The 17,189-nt window shown below is 38.9% G+C and carries 13 protein-coding genes; 5 read left to right on the top strand and 8 right to left on the bottom strand.

Features of this window, described 5'->3' with window-relative positions:
- Positions 1 to 19: 19 nt before the first annotated feature.
- Both ushA and GQR52_RS10215 read right to left on the bottom strand, forming a co-directional pair.
- Positions 20 to 1,651, bottom strand: a complete 1,632-nt coding sequence (ushA, locus tag GQR52_RS10220; protein ID WP_024593144.1) for a bifunctional UDP-sugar hydrolase/5'-nucleotidase UshA — start codon at positions 1,649 to 1,651, stop codon at positions 20 to 22.
- Positions 1,652 to 1,738: 87 nt separating this feature from the next.
- Complete coding sequence (locus GQR52_RS10215; RefSeq protein WP_024591811.1) at positions 1,739 to 1,924, bottom strand: hypothetical protein; 186 nt, start codon at positions 1,922 to 1,924, stop codon at positions 1,739 to 1,741.
- 248 nt (positions 1,925 to 2,172) lie between these two features.
- Between GQR52_RS10215 and GQR52_RS10210 the strand changes: the two genes are divergently transcribed.
- Positions 2,173 to 2,913 (top strand): peptidylprolyl isomerase, encoded by a 741-nt coding sequence (locus GQR52_RS10210; protein ID WP_101163565.1) that lies wholly within the window; start codon positions 2,173 to 2,175, stop codon positions 2,911 to 2,913.
- Between the two features lie 64 nt (positions 2,914 to 2,977).
- Here GQR52_RS10210 and GQR52_RS10205 read toward each other — a convergent pair whose 3' ends face one another.
- Positions 2,978 to 3,394 carry an MAPEG family protein gene (locus tag GQR52_RS10205; RefSeq protein ID WP_024593147.1) on the bottom strand — a complete coding sequence of 139 codons (417 nt, stop codon included), beginning with the start codon at positions 3,392 to 3,394 and terminating at the stop codon, positions 2,978 to 2,980.
- Between the two features lie 238 nt (positions 3,395 to 3,632).
- Between GQR52_RS10205 and GQR52_RS10200 the strand changes: the two genes are divergently transcribed.
- On the top strand, positions 3,633 to 6,515 hold the full coding sequence (locus GQR52_RS10200) for an insulinase family protein (protein ID WP_165728349.1): 2,883 nt from the start codon (positions 3,633 to 3,635) through the stop codon (positions 6,513 to 6,515).
- 67 nt (positions 6,516 to 6,582) lie between these two features.
- Here the strand turns inward: GQR52_RS10200 and GQR52_RS10195 are convergent, their stop codons facing one another.
- From GQR52_RS10195 to GQR52_RS10180, 4 genes are all read right to left on the bottom strand, one after another.
- Entirely contained in the window at positions 6,583 to 7,965 is a 1,383-nt protein-coding gene (locus GQR52_RS10195; RefSeq protein ID WP_007582429.1) for a Na+/H+ antiporter NhaC family protein, read from the bottom strand.
- 457 nt (positions 7,966 to 8,422) lie between these two features.
- On the bottom strand, positions 8,423 to 9,031 hold the full coding sequence (locus GQR52_RS10190) for a PqiC family protein (protein WP_007582431.1): 609 nt from the start codon (positions 9,029 to 9,031) through the stop codon (positions 8,423 to 8,425).
- The gene (gene pqiB / locus GQR52_RS10185; protein WP_165728348.1) at positions 9,031 to 10,686 is read right to left on the bottom strand and encodes an intermembrane transport protein PqiB; all 1,656 of its coding nucleotides are present in this window, start codon (positions 10,684 to 10,686) and stop codon (positions 9,031 to 9,033) included. The genes GQR52_RS10190 and pqiB overlap by 1 nt, the downstream gene beginning before the upstream one ends.
- The gene (locus tag GQR52_RS10180) at positions 10,683 to 11,849 is read right to left on the bottom strand and encodes a paraquat-inducible protein A (protein WP_024593151.1); all 1,167 of its coding nucleotides are present in this window, start codon (positions 11,847 to 11,849) and stop codon (positions 10,683 to 10,685) included. Before GQR52_RS10180 ends, pqiB begins: the two co-directional genes overlap by 4 nt.
- Positions 11,850 to 12,013: 164 nt before the next feature.
- On the opposite strand from GQR52_RS10180, the gene GQR52_RS10175 reads away from it, so the two are divergent.
- Positions 12,014 to 12,760 (top strand): transporter substrate-binding domain-containing protein, encoded by a 747-nt coding sequence (locus tag GQR52_RS10175; RefSeq protein WP_024593152.1) that lies wholly within the window; start codon positions 12,014 to 12,016, stop codon positions 12,758 to 12,760.
- Here the strand turns inward: GQR52_RS10175 and GQR52_RS10170 are convergent.
- Positions 12,749 to 13,564 (bottom strand): thioesterase family protein, encoded by an 816-nt coding sequence (locus tag GQR52_RS10170; RefSeq protein WP_024593153.1) that lies wholly within the window; start codon positions 13,562 to 13,564, stop codon positions 12,749 to 12,751. The genes GQR52_RS10175 and GQR52_RS10170 overlap by 12 nt on opposite strands.
- 242 nt (positions 13,565 to 13,806) lie before the next feature.
- Here GQR52_RS10170 and dnaK point away from each other — a divergent pair, with 242 nt between their 5' ends.
- Positions 13,807 to 15,720: a molecular chaperone DnaK gene (dnaK, locus tag GQR52_RS10165; RefSeq protein WP_008171317.1), complete on the top strand. Its 1,914-nt coding sequence runs from the start codon at positions 13,807 to 13,809 to the stop codon at positions 15,718 to 15,720.
- Between the two features lie 202 nt (positions 15,721 to 15,922).
- Positions 15,923 to 17,062: a molecular chaperone DnaJ gene (gene dnaJ / locus GQR52_RS10160; RefSeq protein WP_010553942.1), complete on the top strand. Its 1,140-nt coding sequence runs from the start codon at positions 15,923 to 15,925 to the stop codon at positions 17,060 to 17,062.
- The last annotated feature ends 127 nt before the right edge of the window (positions 17,063 to 17,189 follow it).

Here is a 17,189-nt window from a genome sequence, read left to right as displayed (position 1 = left end):
ACTTTCCTATTATTAGAGGCTATTTAGGAGTAAATTCAGCCGTTTTAAGAGGGCTGTTTTTTGATATAAAATCTTGAAGTGCTTGGGCATCTGTTTCGTCTGTACTAACAAAGCCTTTTTTATTTGTAAGCGCAGGATAGCCATCACCGCCTGATGCGTTATAGCTATTTAAGCTCATACGGTAAGTTTTATTTTTGTTCAAAGGTTGGCCGTTAATAACAACATTAACTAACTGATTATTTTTACGCTCAAACGATAGTTTATGGTATTGCAAATAAGCGCCAGCATCCGGTGGGAAGCTCGTTACTGTATTTAAATAGTCCCATAAATCACTGCCTTGCCAATCCATGTAAGTAATACGATTTTTAAAAGGATGTACTTTTAAAATATCTTTATAGCTCACTTCACCAGCCTCTATTGAGCTGCGAATACCACCACCACTTATTAGTCCAAAGTCTGCACCCACTACATCCATTTGAGCTTGAATAATTACGCGTGCAAGATTTGTTTGTTGGTAGCGAACTTTGTTTCTGTCACCTTCTAAGCGAGCATCTACTTCACCAATAGTACCTTCAATTTGTTTAGCGCCTTTAGCTTGGTATACCGCTAAATAAGATTCAAGTTTTGAGTCTGGTTTAATGTACTCGTTTGCTAATACTTCTTTAGTTGAGCCATCAGCTTGTACTTTATCTACATACAAATTAACTGGCATCAGTTTGTAGTCTAGTAACGTTAATTTTCCGTTTTCAAACTTAAACTCAGCTTTACCAACATACTTACCCCATTCATGGGCTTGCATAATGTAAGTACCGTTTTGTTGGTCTGGTTTACAGGCAAGACCTGGTTTAAAGCTATCGTCATTTACATTTGTATCGCTCATACATACAGGTTCTTGAGAGTGGCCACCAATGATCATATCAAGGGTGTTTGCAGGAAGTGAGCGAGCGAGTGTTACATCACCGGGTGCGTTAATACCAAAGCTAGCATCAACATAATGACCCATATGAGTCAGGGCGATTGTAATGTCAGGGTTATACTTAGCTTTTATTTCTTTAGCTAGTTTTGCTGTAACGTCAACAGGGTCTTTAAACTCTAAGTGCCCAATATACTGTGGATTACCAATTTTAGCTGTGTCGGTTGTTGTTAAACCAATAACAGCAATAGTTAATCCATTCTTTTTGAATATTTTATAGCTATCAAACGCGTGTTCGCCTGACTCTTTTTCAAATATATTGGCTGATAGAAAAGGAAAGTTCACCCATTTTTGCTGTTGCTTCAATACATCAATAGGGTTGTCGAATTCGTGATTACCCAATGCCATTGCATCGTAACCAATCAGCGACATTCCTTTAAAGTCAGGCTCTGCTTTTTGTAAGTCTGACTCAGGAATACCTGTATTTATATCACCACCAGAGAGTAGTAATACTGCATGACCTTGCTTTTGAGCTTTATTGCGTAAAGAGTCAATTAACGTTTTGCGAGCGGCCATACCGTATTCGCCTTTTTCGTTTTGCCAAAAACGCCCGTGGTTATCATTAGTATGAAGAACAGTTAAATATTTAGTCGGGGTAGCGCTAAACACGGATTCAGGAGCAGGAGATGTGCATCCGAGTACACTAAAAATAACCGAAAATAAAATAATTATACGCATAAAATACCTATGGATTAAGGTCTACTTAATTTATCAGGCAGCTAGTTTAAACTAGTTCCATGCTAAAAAAACGTACTTATTTACATTTTATTTGGAAGGAGCTGTTAATTGGTTTGTGGCAGCACGTTCACGACGCTTCAACTCCGTATTCGCATACTCTCGCTTGTGGTGATTAGTACCTATCATCCAGGTTAAAAAGCTTGCTGGCAGTTTTGTATAGGGTTCGCCTTTGTGTAAACCAAAGTCGCAAATTGCATGTTTAGTGTGTGGCATTATAAGATCCTGTTGTTTTGTGTTTTTTAAAGGTAACAAAAAGTAGCCATACTCTTAAGATGATTTAATTTTAAATAATTAGATTTATATAGCTAAAAAGAATATAAGTAATGGTATATGTAATTAATTTGTTATCAACACGGTCTAATTTGTATCAACTCGCACTTTAGAATCGATTTTAATCGCCTATGGCATTAATGTGTTAACGCATTAACAATTATCTAAAAATATAACAACAGGAATACAACATGAAAAAACTTTTACTTGGCTCAGTACTCGCCGCAGCAAGCTTTACAAGTGCTGCCACTATTGTCGAAATGAACACGAGCCAAGGTGTCATAGAAATTAACTTGTTTGATCAACAAACACCTAAAACAGTTGCAAATTTTTTAAGCTACGTTCAAGACGATTCATATAACGAAACAGTAATTCACCGCTCTGTTAGTAACTTTGTTATTCAAGGGGGGGGATTTACATTTTCTGACTCGCTAGATGCGATTACCACAAAACCTGCTGTAGAAAATGAACCCGTTTTTTCTAATGTTAAGGGCACCATTGCGATGGCTAAACTATCGGGTGATGCTAATAGCGCAACAAGCCAGTGGTTTTTTAATATTACAGACAATAGTGCAGCACTTGATACGCAAAACGGTGGCTTTACTGTGTTTGGACAAATTACTGCAGCAAGCCAATCAACGTTAGATAAAATTGCAGCATTAGTACACTGTGGTGAAACACCCGTTGTTGGTATTACTGCTGAACAATGTGCAAGCACTGATGTAACAATTAGCAGTGCTAATTTAGTGACTATTCAAAACGTGGCGGTAATGGATGATGATCCTAATTCAGCCGCAGGTCTTACTGTTACTGAAAATACGCTAATTGATTCTGACACATCAACAGATTCAGGTAGCAGTTCTGGCGGCGGATTAATTTGGCTTTTAGGTGCTTTTTTACTTGCGGTTCCTCGTTTAAAACGTGCTAAATAATTAAAATTAACGGTAATGTGGATGGCGTAAACCAGCCGCCCACATTATTATTAAACTTTGCTGTTTAAAGTAATACTCGCCAAACCATCGCAAGCCAAATTGAAAACACACAAGCACAACCTAGTAAAAACACTTTAAAACGTGCTCGTACGTTATTTTCACCTAAATGAATAACACTATGCACAATACGTGTTGCTACAAATAAACAGGCCAGTATAGCCACAAGTGTACTGGCGCTATTTAGCTGTAGTGCAAGTAAACACCCCGCGTAAAAAAGCACAGGTATTTCAAACTGATTTGAAAAGTTTCTATCTGCAACCCTAATAGTGTCGCCAGCCTTATCTAATTGCATTGTTTTAAAATCGCTTAAATCTAATTGTTTGTTTTTAGCTGCTGCAAAGCGCCTTTTACCCATAATGAGCATGACAACCAGTGAAAGCGTAACTTGTGCAAACATGGCAAGTATGATGATTTTTTCCATTGTTTTTCCTTATTATTATTTAGAGTTTGTGTATCTTTTGATATTGAATGATTTTTAATCTCGAAAGTTGGCAGACTCGCAACTAATAGCCGATTATGAAGACATTTTTCACAATGTGTTACACAAAATAGCGTTATTTTGTAGAAAGTTATTAATTGAAAATGTTAGTTTAGCTTAACTATATTGCTTTGAATTGGCGCATGCTATTTTGCGCAATACTTTTTAATGGAAAACAAAAATGAAAAAGATTATTGGTTTTAGTGCAATCGCACTTGCAGTTTTAAGTGGTTGTTCAAATACAGCTTCGGTTTCTGTGGCGCCTCCGGCCTCTTTATTATCAGACACGTTAGTTGTAAGTCCTAACGATAACCGCGAATATAAAACACTTAAATTAGCAAACGATATTGAAGTTATTTTAGTGTCTGATCCTGGTGCTGAAAAGTCAGCAGCGGCACTAAGTGTAGGTGTAGGTTTACTACACGACCCGATGTCGCAACAGGGTATGGCGCATTATTTAGAACACATGCTGTTTTTAGGCACTGATCGTTACCCAGATACAAAAGGGTATTCTGATTTTATGACCAAAAATGGTGGCGCGCACAATGCGTATACTTGGCTCGATATTACTAATTACATGTTTAAAATTAATAACGACGCGTTTGATGAAGGGCTAGACCGTTTTGCCGACTTTTTTAAGGCACCTAAGTTATACCCTGAATACACAGACAAAGAAAAAAATGCAGTAAACGCAGAGTGGTCAATGCGTCGCGAAATGGACTTTTTTGGTCAATTTAAACTAGCGCGTAAAATGATGGGCGATCACCCAGCTAATCGCTTTTTAATTGGTAACCTAGAAACACTTGGTGACAAAGAAAATAGTTCTCTTCACAAAGAAACGGTTGATTTTTATAATAAATATTATTCTTCAAATGTCATGAAAGTAGCGCTTATTTCTAATTTACCTATTGCTGAAATGGAGCAAAAAGCACAAAAATACTTTGCTGATATAAAAAATAAAAACATAGAAAAACCAACAGTAACTGCAAAGCTTGATTTTGATAACGCTGGCGGTAAACGCGTGTTTTATGCACCAAATGAAGATGTAAAACAGCTACAACTTGATTTCACCATTGCTAATAATAATAGCGAGTTCGCGCTTAAACCAAACCGATTTGTAGCGTATTTACTAAGTAATGAAATGCCGGGCAGCCCAGCGCAACTGCTTCGTGACAAAGGGTGGGTATCTCAGTTGTCAGCTTCAGCTGCACCAAATCAATATGGTAATTACGGGTCATTAAACGTAAACGCAGAGCTTACAGATGAAGGCATGAAAAATCGTGACGAAATAGTTGCGACTATTATGCAGTACATCGATTTAATTAAAAAAGAGGGCGTTGATAGCAAGTACTTCAACGAAATTCGTACATCACTAAATAACCAGTTTAAGTTTTTAGAAAAAGGTGATGAGTTTAATTATGTAAGTTCACTTACGCAAAGCATGCAAGACTATCCGTTAAATCACGCTATTAATGCACCTTACTATTATGCAAAATTTGACGCTGATGCTGTAAATAAAGTACTTGAGCAGTTAAATGCCGATACTCTTCGTATTTGGTATGTATCGCAGCAAGAAGAGACTGACTCGCAACTACACTTTTACGACGGCAAATACCGCATTAGTGATATTAGCGATGATGAAATTGCCAGCTGGAAAAAACCAAGCGAATTTAAGTTAGCACTACCAACTGTAAACAATTTATTGCCTGAAAATTTTGCAATAAAAACTCAAGCATTTAAAGAGCAAAAACACCCTGAGCTTGCTTACGATAAAAATGGTGTAAAAGTATGGCGCCAAGCAAGTCAAAAATTTGCAGAGCAGCCAAAAGGGCTTGTTGAAGTTTATATAAATACTCAACCCGGTTTGAACGATATTAAGGCAGAAGTACTTTATTCTGTTTGGGCTGATTTATACAATATTCAACAAAGTCAGTTAAGTACCGAAGCAGCAATCGCTGGTATGAGTGTAAGCCTTGCGCCGAGTAATGGTCTTGTTTTATCTATGAGTGGTTTTACAGATAAACAAGATGTATTGCTTAAACAAGCTTTAACCGGATTAAAAGCCGATGAAACAGCACAAGCATTTAGCCAAGCAGTTGATCGCTTTAAACGTAATTTACTAAACCAACAAAAACAGTTTCCGTATGCACAAGCATTTGGCGAGTATTCAAAACTAACGCGTACAGGTGGTTTTGATACAGACGCGCTTATTAAAGCCGCTGACTCAGTGAGTGTTGCCGACTTAGCACAATTAAAAACAGCTACGTTTGCACAAAACGATTTACGCGTATTTAGTTACGGTAACTACAATCAGCAAGATATAGACGCGATTGCAGACGAATTAAGTGCAACATTACCAAGCAACCATAAACGCAGTGAATTTGCGCGAAGCAAAGCATGGTTGCCACAACCGGGCGAAACGCTGGTACTGCAAAAAGATATTGATGTAGCCGATGTAGCGGTGGTTGATATGACCGTTCACCCTGTTGCGGGTTACAAACAAAAAGCAGAAGCGGCTGTATTACAAAGCCACTTTAGAACAGTTGCGTTTGATAAAATGCGTACTGAGGAGCAGCTTGCATACGCAGTAGGTGCATTAGCTCGCCCAATCGAGGATTACTCAGCAATTGGTTTGTATATTCAAACACCGGTTAAAGGTCCTAAAGAAATACAAGCTCGTTTTGATAAGTTTAAAAAAGAATACGCAGTTGAACTTGATAACATGAGCGAAGAGACTTTTGAGCAGCTTAAAAATTCAACCCTAGTATCGCTTAAAGAGCAGCCTAAAAACTTAAGTGACGAAATGAGCCCACTTATAAACGATTGGTACCGTGAAAATTTTACCTTTGATTCTAAGCAAAAGCTGATTGATGAAGTTGAAAAAGTAACGCTTGCAGATATAAAAGACTACTACAAGCAAACAATGCTTAATCCTAATGCGGCACGTTTAAATGTGCAATTACGTGGTACTAAGTTTATAGAAAGTGACTTTGCCGATTTACCAAATCAAACTAAAATCACAACGCTTGATGCCTATTACAATGGTATTAAACTACAAAAATAAGCTTTATTTATACAGCTAAAAATAAACCCCAATGTATTGCTACATTGGGGTTTTTATTTAAGTAAATTTAAGCCATTATTAAAAAGCCTATAACAGCTAATGCCGCAGCAATTAGCGTGTAAGGCAATTGTGTAACGGCATGGCTCATTAAATTACAACCAGAGCCTTGCGCTGCGAGTACGGTTGAATCTGAGTAAAAACACGCTTGGCTACCAAAAGAAGAAGCCGATAATAGCGCACCAATGACCAGTGGTATGTTTGCATCAACCGCATTTGCCAGTGGCATAACAATCGGAATTGATACAGCAAAAATACCCCAGCTCGACCCTGTTGCAAACGCTAAAATAGCCATTGAAATAAATACCACGGCTGGTAAATATGCAGCAGTCATATAAGGGCTTAAGCTGCCAATAACAAACTGAGGTAAACCAATTAAGTCGCATACATCTTTAAATATAAACGCCGCTATAACAGTACCAATCGCGGGGATCATACTTTTAAAGCCATCAAGCATGCGCTCAATCATTTCACTTACGCTCATTAATTTTTGTAGTGCATAAAATGGGAGAGTGACCGCCATTGTTGCTAATAAGCCTTTGTATACGTCAATTTCAAAGTAAACAGTAAATGCAACCAGTAAAATAATCGGCACCAAAAAGTTACGTAATTTACCTTTAGGATCAGCGTCTTCAAAGTTTTCTTCAGCTGCTTTTACTGCGTATTCATCTGCCGTTTGAACGTTATTGTATTGAGCTGGATCGACTTGAGCTTGCTCAATTTGCGCCATTTGTTCTGCTTTTTTCATTGGACCAATCGCAGGAATAACACCCAACACAACAAGTAAAACAACAAGCACTGCAAACCACGCGTAAAACATGTACGGAATAGCTTGAATATAAACAGCAATACCTTTGCCTTCTTCAGCAATACCGTTATCTACCAATAAGCCACTAAAAAATACCGCCCAGGTAGATAAAGGGACAAGCACACAAATTGGTGCTGCAGTTGAGTCAACAACGTAAGCAAGCATTTCGCGGCTAACTTTAAATTTATCGGTAATGCGTTTCATGGTTTCACCCACGGTAAGCGCATTTAAGTAGTCATCAATAAAAATAACCACACCTAAACAAAAGGTCATGAACAACGATGAACGCTTACCTTTGGTGTACTTAAGAGCTAACTTGCCAAAAGCCGATGCGCCACCTGTACGCACTAATAGTGCGATAAGTGCGCCAAAACCACCACATACAAGTATTAGCCAGCCGATGGTTTCGTCTGTCATCACTTTTAGCGATGTACTCGCAAAGTTAGTAAGTACCTGTGCAGGGTCGGCTATAACTAAACCAACTAAAGCACCAATAAGTAAAGATAAAATAGGGCGGCGTAATACAACAGCCAATACAACCACCACTAACGGTGGTAGTAAACTCAACGCAGAAGGTTCAAGCATTTAAGTATTCACAAAATTAAAAGCATGCATCAAAATTAAATTAATTTTCAAGCTGCTTATACAAAAACAAAGAAGATGATAAGTTTGTTGTTAAATCATTTTCCAAGTCACTGCTTTTGTACGCGTGGGAGGGACACATAAACAGTTATGTTAAATAGCGGCTTAAGTGAAACGCGTTGGCTTTGGCGCCAGACGGTGCAAGGAGTGCAAACCGCTATTGTTGTGCCTGTAAAAACATCGGCGCAAAAATAATCCGCTTTTTAATTTCAGTCAACAAAAATTTACATGTTTGATAAAATTTTATTAGAGGCGGTTTAATAGAGTGCTTTGTAGCGCTAATTCCTTGATGTAAAGAGATGCCATTCATCAACTTAAAAAATTATTGAAGAAGCAGCAAAAAGTAAGATTCGACGGTAATTGATGATAAAACCGCCGTAATTATATTTTCACTTAATGATTAAAGTCTTGCTTGTTCTATTTGTTTTGCAACATTTAGGTTTATATTTAGCCATGTTGCTTCAAGCGTTGAAACTAAACCGTCGTATCCATCATCATCGATAGGCACTAGGTTTGAAAAATTATGAATACTTATAAGACGTCGGCCTGTTTCAGGGTGTGTGTAATATAAACGCCAAAGCCCTGAAATATCAGCGTTACCTTCCATATCGCCATTAAAGTGGTGAATTTCGTATTCAAGCTCATAAAACGTTTGCTGATCGAGTTCAGTAATGACCGGTAAGCCCTTTATTACCATCCAATTTGGCATAGCATTAAAAAGAGTTTGCTGGGCTGTTGCAGTGAGCATTACATCCGGCGATTCGCCCCACAGGTTGTAATTTGCGGCATGAATTTGGTTGCTATCTATTTTCATAGCAATACCTAAATTATTTAAAGCACCTCTAAGTACAACTGTTTGTATTCTTAATTGTGCGTCTGTGTCTGTCACATTTCGAGATGATGCACCAATAGGCTGCTCAAACTGATAATACTGTGTGGCAGTTTGTATCGATGAACTACAACCTGCCAATAGTAATAATAAACTTGCAGTTAAAAATAACGATTTCATTATTGCTTCCTTGGTTTTGGATCTGCTGGTAATGATTTATCAAAAATTAGCATATTAGGTTGCTCGTTTAATCCGCGAGTTAGAGGCTGTAGGCCCTCGCTTAAACGTTTAAACTCTTTTAATGTTTGCTGTATTTGATGATGAAGTTCAGAACCTGCTTGGTAACTGGCCATGGTTTTATCAAATTGGCGCATAGTTACTTCAAACTGCTCCATACTTTTTGTCATCTTTTCGAAATTACGATTAAAGTCGCCTGGTAAGTTTTGTGTATCTTTTTGGCTTAGTAGCTCTCGCATTTCATTAGCAAGCGCTCGGTAATCGGTAAATGTAGCTTGCATTTGTTCTAAGCTATCTTCAACTTTTAAGTTATTTACTTTATTAAGTACGTCAGAGACTTGGTCTGCTAATACGGTTATGCCGCTAGAAATACTCGGAAAAACATCATACTGCACAAGTTTACCTAGGTGCGCTTGCGGTGCATCTGGGTATATATCAAAATCAACGTACACTGCACCCGTTAATAAATTACCAGGCTTTAACGAGGCGCGCATACCACTTTCAATCCAGCCTTTTAAACTACCTTGCCAATACTCTTTAGCCGAGGCGCTATCGTGATACAAGCGTCCGTATTCTACTTTTATAAGTACTGGAACCGCCGTATTATGGTTTCTAAAGTGGGCAGGTTTACCGTCAATAATTACATTGGCAGGGGTTTCAACAACAGTACCTACACGCATACCTCTATATTCGACAGGAGCACCTGTGCGTAGTCCTCGAACTGATTGTTCAAATTCAATTAGGTAGTAATCAAAATCGTAAAAGCGCTCTTCTAGCGCTTCTTTATAGCTTTGACTTAGTGAGAAGCTATGCCCATCCTGTGCTATTTCACCTGGGGCCTGTTGTTCAGGTAAGCCAACCGAAATACCGCCTTTTAAAAGTTTACTTAAAGAGCCCGTATTAATATTGATGCCATCTGCAGATAGGTCAATTTCAATCCCTGCGTTCACCCAAAAAATAGAGTTCATGGTGATGAGATTTTGATAAGGTTCTTTAATAAATACGCCGTACTTCATTGCCTGATTTTCCCAATCAAAAGTGGCGGTTTCTATTTGACCTATTTTATAATTTTTGAAAAATATACCGGTACTCACATCAAGCACTTCAGCGTTGTAACTCATTAACTTAAAACGGCCACCTTTCACATCTTTACCAATGAGGGCGGGTTCATCTTGTAATTTAAAACGCTCTTTTAGCTCTTTACTTTCACCGGGTGAAAACTCTAAATATACACCAGACAATAGCGTGCTCATTCCGCTAATACCCGTCTCATCAATGCGTGGTTTTACGACCCAAATTTTGGCATCGTCAGTTAATAAGTTATTGTAGTTTTTGTCTATTTGCGCACGGGCAATAACGCTGTCTTGGGTGTCTGATAGTCGAACATGATCAATTTGACCTATTTTTACACTGCGCACTTTTATTTCAGTTTTACCTGCAATAATGCCCTCAGCTTGTGGCATCTCGATAAAAATTGTAGGGCCTTTATTAGCTTGGTATTGGTATAACATCCAAATGCCTACTAACAGCGCAATTGCCGGAATGATCCAGATAGCGGAAATTTTCGGTTCTTTTGTTATTTCGGCAGTTTCGGTCATGCTTTGTTCTCTGATTTTTTGTTTTTAGGGGAATCCCACAACAAGCGTGGGTCAAAGGCATGGGCAGCCATCATTTGGCATATTACCATAACTGTAAAAAATACAATGCCTAATCCTGGTGTTACTGACATTAAATTACCCAGTTGAACTAAGGCAACTAAAATAGCAACCACGAATACATCTATCATCGACCATTTTCCAATAAACTCAGTCAGTTGATAAATTCGGGTGTAACTTTTTGTATGTCTATTGGCAGGCCTCGTTACCATAAAGCATAAAAAGCTCAATACAAAAGCTTTAGCAAGTGGCACCACAACGCTGGCTAAAAATATAATAGCGGCAATAGGGTAGGAGCCACTTTTCCAAAGTGTAATTACGCCACCAATTAAAGTTGAAGGGGATTCATCCCCAAGACTAGTGGTATGCATAATAGGCAAAACATTAGCTGGAATATAACAAACAACAGAGGTAATTAGCCAAGCTGCTGCTTTTTGTACGCTGTAAGGGTTTCTGACATGTGTTTTAGTATGGCAACGCTGGCATACATTACCTGTACAAAGTTGATGGCACACATGGCAAGCTTTAATATTTTCATCTATTGCACGTTTAGCATGCTCTGCGCCTTCGAGTACTTTTACAGGCTTTATTTGAGCCCATAAGCGTGGGCGATTTAAGTGAACAAGCGCGGCTATGTATAAAATAACAAACCCCACATAAGCCCAAAAACTCGTGCCAAAGCTAATATCAGCCAGCGACATGATTTTAACCATACTAACAAGTACGCCAATTAAAAATATTTCCGACATAATCCAGGGCTCTAACGCAAGGGTGAACTTTAGTAGTCGCCTTGCTATGCCCTCTGGTAATGTTTTTAAAAGCCCAAGATGCAAAGGAATTAAAATAAGAAGCAAACCCATAGGCAGAGCAATAATGCTCAAATCGATAAATAAGCCAAGCAGTTCACTATCGTAATTAAATAAAATCCGAGCCGCGTCGGGCAGAGTAATAGTTTGAGTAATACCACTACTGCTAAAAGAAATAAAAGGGTAAAACATACTGCTCAGCAGCATTAATAGTGCGCTAAAGCTTAGTGCAACTATACGACTATCGTGATTAACATCGGCTTCGCAAAGTTTATGGTGGCAATGTGGGCATATCGCCATTTGTTTTGCGATTATGCGAGGTATATCTATGATCAGATCGCAGCAGGGGCATACAGTTTGCAATTTAATACCAAGCAAGAAGAATATTTCTTCAATTTTGCTATATTTAATACATTAATACAACGCGTTCTGCTATCAAGCTGTTCGTTATATAAAGGAAGCATGTGAAATATTATTTTTACTACATATTAATGTGGCTCTTTATTTGCTCGCAAAATGCTGTGGCTATTAATAAAGAGCGAGAGGTAATCATCGCTGCGAGCGCATCAATTCACCCCTATGTTTTTGTAAAAACGGACTCGGGTATACACCTAAATTTAATAAAAGCCGCGTTAAATGCCAATGGATTTGCTAATATTAATGTGCAATATATGTCGAATAAACGCGCTGAGCATCAATTACATAATAAAGGAGTAGATATACTTTTAAATTATGCTGGAGGAATTAGTGCGGGTATTTATCCAAGTAAAACGGTACTTAGTTATGAAAATGTGGCCATTACACTCAAGCGAAATAAATATAACATCGATAAAATAGAAGGCATGTTTAATAAAAACGTTCTTGCTTTTCAAAATGCAACGGCATATCTGCCTCCTATATTTAAAAGGAATGTTAAACACTTTAGCTCATATCAAGAGGTTATTAATCAAAAAGCGCAGGTAGATAAGCTGTTAAAAGGTTGGGTTGATGTAATTGTGTTAGATAAGCGTATTTTTTACTATTACTACAATCAACATAAATCCCCCGAAGCTGTGCAAATTTACACTTTATTTCCAAAAGCAGATCGACCTGCTTATTTTAACAACTTCTCTTTAGCTACTGAGTTTGATATTGGTTTGGCGCTCATCAAGCAAAATGGTACTTATAAAAGGATTGTTGATGAAGGCCAAACCCATTCATCAATCAAATAAAGCCACTGTTTGACGTGTAAGCGCTATTAGCTCACCCGACTGCGACCATATACAGCCATCCTCTAAACCGTAACCATCTTTTGAATGATGAGTAATTGCTTCAAAGCCAAGCCATTCTCCAGGTGTTAAGTTTGGCTCTTGTACAAACTCTAAATACCACGACATGCTACTTGCAGGAGCGGGTTGTTTAAACATTTGTAAAAGTGTTGGCGGCCATGCATCGGTAAGTGCAATCACATGGGCTTCAGTTATTTGTTCGGGCGTATGTTTAAAGCGCATCCAGCCACCTAAATGAGAAGTTTCTGCACTACTAAATGGCATAGCACCTTGTTGGGGGCATAAATCAACATGTTGGAAAAATTCAGGCATCTGACCTTTTATAAAAGGTAACGTGTGGCGCTCATCTACTGGCTTTAAACCCAAAGACTTCGAAACAGGCACATTAATACCCGACTCTCTACTTTTAGCAAAACACGCTTGTACAATTACGCACACTTGTTCATTTTGAATCGCTTTGGCGAGTACCTGTGTACTGCTTTTACCTTGGCGCAGTATTTCAACAGACAATGAAAAAGAGGTATCGGCAAGTAATGGCCCTACAAAATTAGTACTGAGTGAAAGTAAGCGACGATCATCCGTTACCTTGCCTCTGATTGCTTGATATAACAGCGCAGCCGAAAGCCCACCAAAAGCAGTTCTGCCCTGACACCAGTTTTCTGGGAATTGCATTGTGCTAGTTGATTGTTCGGTATTGTCTGAATTTCCAATTTTTGAAGCTTGCTGAAGTAATTGTTCAAAATGCATAGAAGATATCCTTTTATAGTGCGATTTAATAAATTTATAACACAATCAAACTAGTCAGACCAGTAATTAAAAGCGACTCCAGCGGTGTAAAAATCATCATTCCTTACAATTATTAGGGTTATTTTGTAAATAAATCATAAAAAATGAATTTTTTTTCATTTTTACAGTTGAAATAAGTTTGGCGCATCCCTATTTACTATGTCATCGAACGTATTAACGAATATTGAAGTTGGAGAAGTTTCATGGGTAAAATTATTGGAATCGATTTAGGTACTACAAACTCTTGTGTTGCAGTACTTGATGGTGGCAAAGCACGTGTTATTGAAAACGCGGAAGGCGATCGCACAACCCCGTCTATTATTGCTTACACGCAAGACGGCGAAACATTAGTAGGTCAATCTGCTAAGCGTCAAGCGGTTACTAACCCGACAAACACATTATTTGCAATTAAGCGTTTAATTGGTCGTCGTTTTGAAGACGAAGAAGTACAACGCGATATCGGCATCATGCCGTTTAAAATTGTTAAAGCTGATAACGGCGATGCATGGGTAGAAGCGGGCGGCGAAAAACGCGCTGCACCACAAATTTCTGCTGAAGTACTGAAAAAAATGAAGAAAACAGCTGAAGACTTCTTAGGTGAAGAAGTAACTGAAGCCGTAATCACAGTACCTGCATACTTTAATGATTCACAACGTCAAGCTACGAAAGATGCTGGTCGTATTGCGGGTCTTGAAGTTAAACGTATTATCAATGAGCCAACTGCTGCGGCACTTGCTTACGGTATGGATAAAAACCGTGGCGAAAACGTAGTTGCAGTATATGACTTAGGTGGCGGTACTTTCGATTTATCAATCATTGAAATTGATGAAGTTGAAGGCGAGCACACTTTTGAAGTACTTGCTACAAACGGCGACACTCACTTAGGTGGTGAAGATTTCGATAACCGCGTAATCAACTACTTAGTAGCTGAATTCAAGAAAGATCAAGGCTTAGACCTTAAAAATGATCCGCTTGCAATGCAACGTGTTAAAGAAGCTGCTGAAAAAGCAAAAATTGAACTTTCATCTGCACAGTCTACAGAAGTAAACCTTCCGTATGTAACCGCTGATGCATCTGGTCCTAAGCACATGAACGTGAAACTAACACGTGCTAAGCTTGAGTCACTAGTTGAAGATTTAGTAACTAAAACAATTGAGCCACTTAAACGTGCACTTGCTGATGCTGATTTATCAGTAAGCGACATCAACGACATTATTCTTGTTGGTGGTCAAACACGTATGCCTTTAGTACAAAAAATCGTTGCAGAGTTCTTCGGTAAAGAACCTCGTAAAGATGTTAACCCTGATGAAGCAGTAGCCGTAGGCGCAGCGATTCAAGGTGGTGTACTTGCTGGTGACGTTAAAGATGTACTATTACTAGACGTTTCTCCATTATCTCTAGGTATTGAGACAATGGGTTCAGTAATGACTGCATTGATTGAGAAAAACACGACGATTCCTACTAAGAAATCGCAAACGTTCTCAACAGCTGAAGATAATCAATCTGCTGTAACAATTCATGTACTTCAAGGCGAGCGTAAACGTTCAAGCGACAATAAATCTCTAGGTCAATTTAACCTAGAAGGTATTCGTCCAGCACAACGTGGTACACCACAAATCGAAGTAACATTTGATGTTGATGCCGATGGTATCTTACATGTATCTGCGAAAGATAAAGATACAGGTAAAGAGCAAAAGATTACGATTCAAGCATCTTCAGGCTTAAGCGATGACGAAATTGAAGCGATGGTTCGTGATGCAGAAGCACATGCTGAAGACGATAAAAAGTTTGAAGAACTTGTCGCTGCTCGTAACCAAGCTGACGCTTTAGTTCACGGTACACGTAAGCAAATTGAAGAAGCTGGCGATGCATTACCAAACGAAGACAAAGAAGCAATTGAAGCTGCTGTTGTAGATTTAGAAGCTGCAATTAAGAGCGACAATAAAGAAGAGATTGAAGCTAAAACTCAAGCTCTTGCTGAAAAGTCTCAAAAACTAATGGAAATTGCTCAAGCGAAAGCACAGCAAGGTTCAGCAGACGCTGGCGAACAACAGTCAACTAAGCAAGACGACGACGTTGTTGATGCAGAGTTCGAAGAAGTGAAAGACGACAAGTAATTGTTGCTACCGCTTCTCGCTAGCCAAAAACACTTAACTCAGTTAGGTGTTTAGGTTAGGATGAACAATTGAGGCGCGCGAGCAATAGCTTGTCGCGCCTTTTGCATGTATTCAAGGTTTAAAAATTCAATGATAAATCGATGCGATTTATCGATTTATCCTGCAGCTTACGCTGTAAACAGAAAAGAGTAGTGTGATAGATATGTCAAAACGCGATTATTACGAAGTCCTCGGCGTAAGCAAAGATGCGAGTGAGCGAGACATAAAAAAAGCGTATAAACGCTTAGCGATGAAATATCATCCAGATCGTACCGCAGGCGATAAAGATCTCGAAATAAAATTTAAAGAAGTTAAAGAAGCGTACGAAATTTTAACCGACGATCAAAAACGTCAAATGTATGACCAACATGGTCACGCAGCCTTTGAACAAGGTGGTGGCGGTGGTCACGGTGGTTTTGGTGGCGGACATGGCGACTTTGGTGATGTATTTGGCGATGTATTTGGCGATATTTTTGGTGGCGGCGGTGGTCGACGTCAATCTCGTCAACAACGTGGATCTGATTTACGTTACAACATGGACTTAAGCTTAGAAGAAGCTGTTCGTGGTAAAGAAGTTGAAATTAAAGTACCTACATGGGTTGGTTGTGAGCCATGTGATGGCAGTGGTGCTAAAGCGGGTTCTAAGCCTAAAACATGTACTACATGTCATGGTGCTGGCCAGGTGCAAATGCGCCAAGGTTTCTTTGCTGTTCAGCAAACGTGTCCAACGTGTCAGGGACAAGGTCAAATTATTTCAGACCCTTGTAACAGTTGTCATGGACAAGGCCGCGTAGAAAAAACTAAAACGCTTTCAGTTAAAATTCCAGCTGGCGTTGATACAGGCGACCGTATTCGCTTAACGGGTGAAGGCGAAGCCGGAATGCATGGCGCGCCGTCGGGCGACTTGTACGTGCAAGTATCGGTTCGTGAACATGAAATATTTGTACGTGAAGCGAATAATTTATATTGTGAAGTACCAATTAGCTTTACTACAGCAGGCCTTGGTGGCGAAATTCAGGTGCCAACACTTGATGGTCGTGCAAAACTTAAAATACCGTCTGAAACTCAAACGGGCAAAATGTTCCGTATGCGTGGCAAAGGTGTTAAGTCTGTACGCAGTGGTGCCCAAGGCGATCTAATTTGTAAAGTGGTAATCGAAACGCCAGTTAATCTTAACGAGCGTCAACGTGAACTACTTCAAGAGTTAGATGAAAGCATGGGCACAGACAGCTCTAAAAACCGTCCTAAAGAGCAAGGCTTTTTTGACGGTGTTAAAAAGTTTTTTGATGATTTAACTAAATAAATTTAAATTATTATGAACAAAAAACGACGCTTTTAGCGTAATGCCGATCAGTTAAGAAAATGACCGGTTGACCGATCCAAACGATCATGCAAAATCCGTAGTTAGGAAACTAACTACGGATTTTTTT

Origin of the sequence: Pseudoalteromonas sp. 31A1 (genome assembly GCF_011378815.1) — a bacterium.
Classification (GTDB): domain Bacteria; phylum Pseudomonadota; class Gammaproteobacteria; order Enterobacterales; family Alteromonadaceae; genus Pseudoalteromonas; species Pseudoalteromonas arctica.
This window is presented reverse-complemented; position numbering and strand designations above follow the sequence as displayed.

What these genes read in the sequence shown, in the direction of transcription:
- GQR52_RS10190 (WP_007582431.1), bottom strand. Translation starts at nt 9,031, where the DNA reads ATGAAATCGTTATTTTTAACTGCAAGTTTATTATTACTATTGGCAGGT.
- dnaK (WP_008171317.1), top strand. Translation starts at nt 13,807, where the DNA reads ATGGGTAAAATTATTGGAATCGATTTAGGTACTACAAACTCTTGTGTT.
- GQR52_RS10210 (WP_101163565.1), top strand. Translation starts at nt 2,173, where the DNA reads ATGAAAAAACTTTTACTTGGCTCAGTACTCGCCGCAGCAAGCTTTACA.
- dnaJ (WP_010553942.1), top strand. Translation starts at nt 15,923, where the DNA reads ATGTCAAAACGCGATTATTACGAAGTCCTCGGCGTAAGCAAAGATGCG.
- GQR52_RS10195 (WP_007582429.1), bottom strand. Translation starts at nt 7,965, where the DNA reads ATGCTTGAACCTTCTGCGTTGAGTTTACTACCACCGTTAGTGGTGGTT.
- ushA (WP_024593144.1), bottom strand. Translation starts at nt 1,651, where the DNA reads ATGCGTATAATTATTTTATTTTCGGTTATTTTTAGTGTACTCGGATGC.
- pqiB (WP_165728348.1), bottom strand. Translation starts at nt 10,686, where the DNA reads ATGACCGAAACTGCCGAAATAACAAAAGAACCGAAAATTTCCGCTATC.
- GQR52_RS10180 (WP_024593151.1), bottom strand. Translation starts at nt 11,849, where the DNA reads ATGGCGATATGCCCACATTGCCACCATAAACTTTGCGAAGCCGATGTT.
- GQR52_RS10205 (WP_024593147.1), bottom strand. Translation starts at nt 3,394, where the DNA reads ATGGAAAAAATCATCATACTTGCCATGTTTGCACAAGTTACGCTTTCA.
- GQR52_RS10215 (WP_024591811.1), bottom strand. Translation starts at nt 1,924, where the DNA reads ATGCCACACACTAAACATGCAATTTGCGACTTTGGTTTACACAAAGGC.
- GQR52_RS10200 (WP_165728349.1), top strand. Translation starts at nt 3,633, where the DNA reads ATGAAAAAGATTATTGGTTTTAGTGCAATCGCACTTGCAGTTTTAAGT.
- GQR52_RS10170 (WP_024593153.1), bottom strand. Translation starts at nt 13,564, where the DNA reads ATGCATTTTGAACAATTACTTCAGCAAGCTTCAAAAATTGGAAATTCA.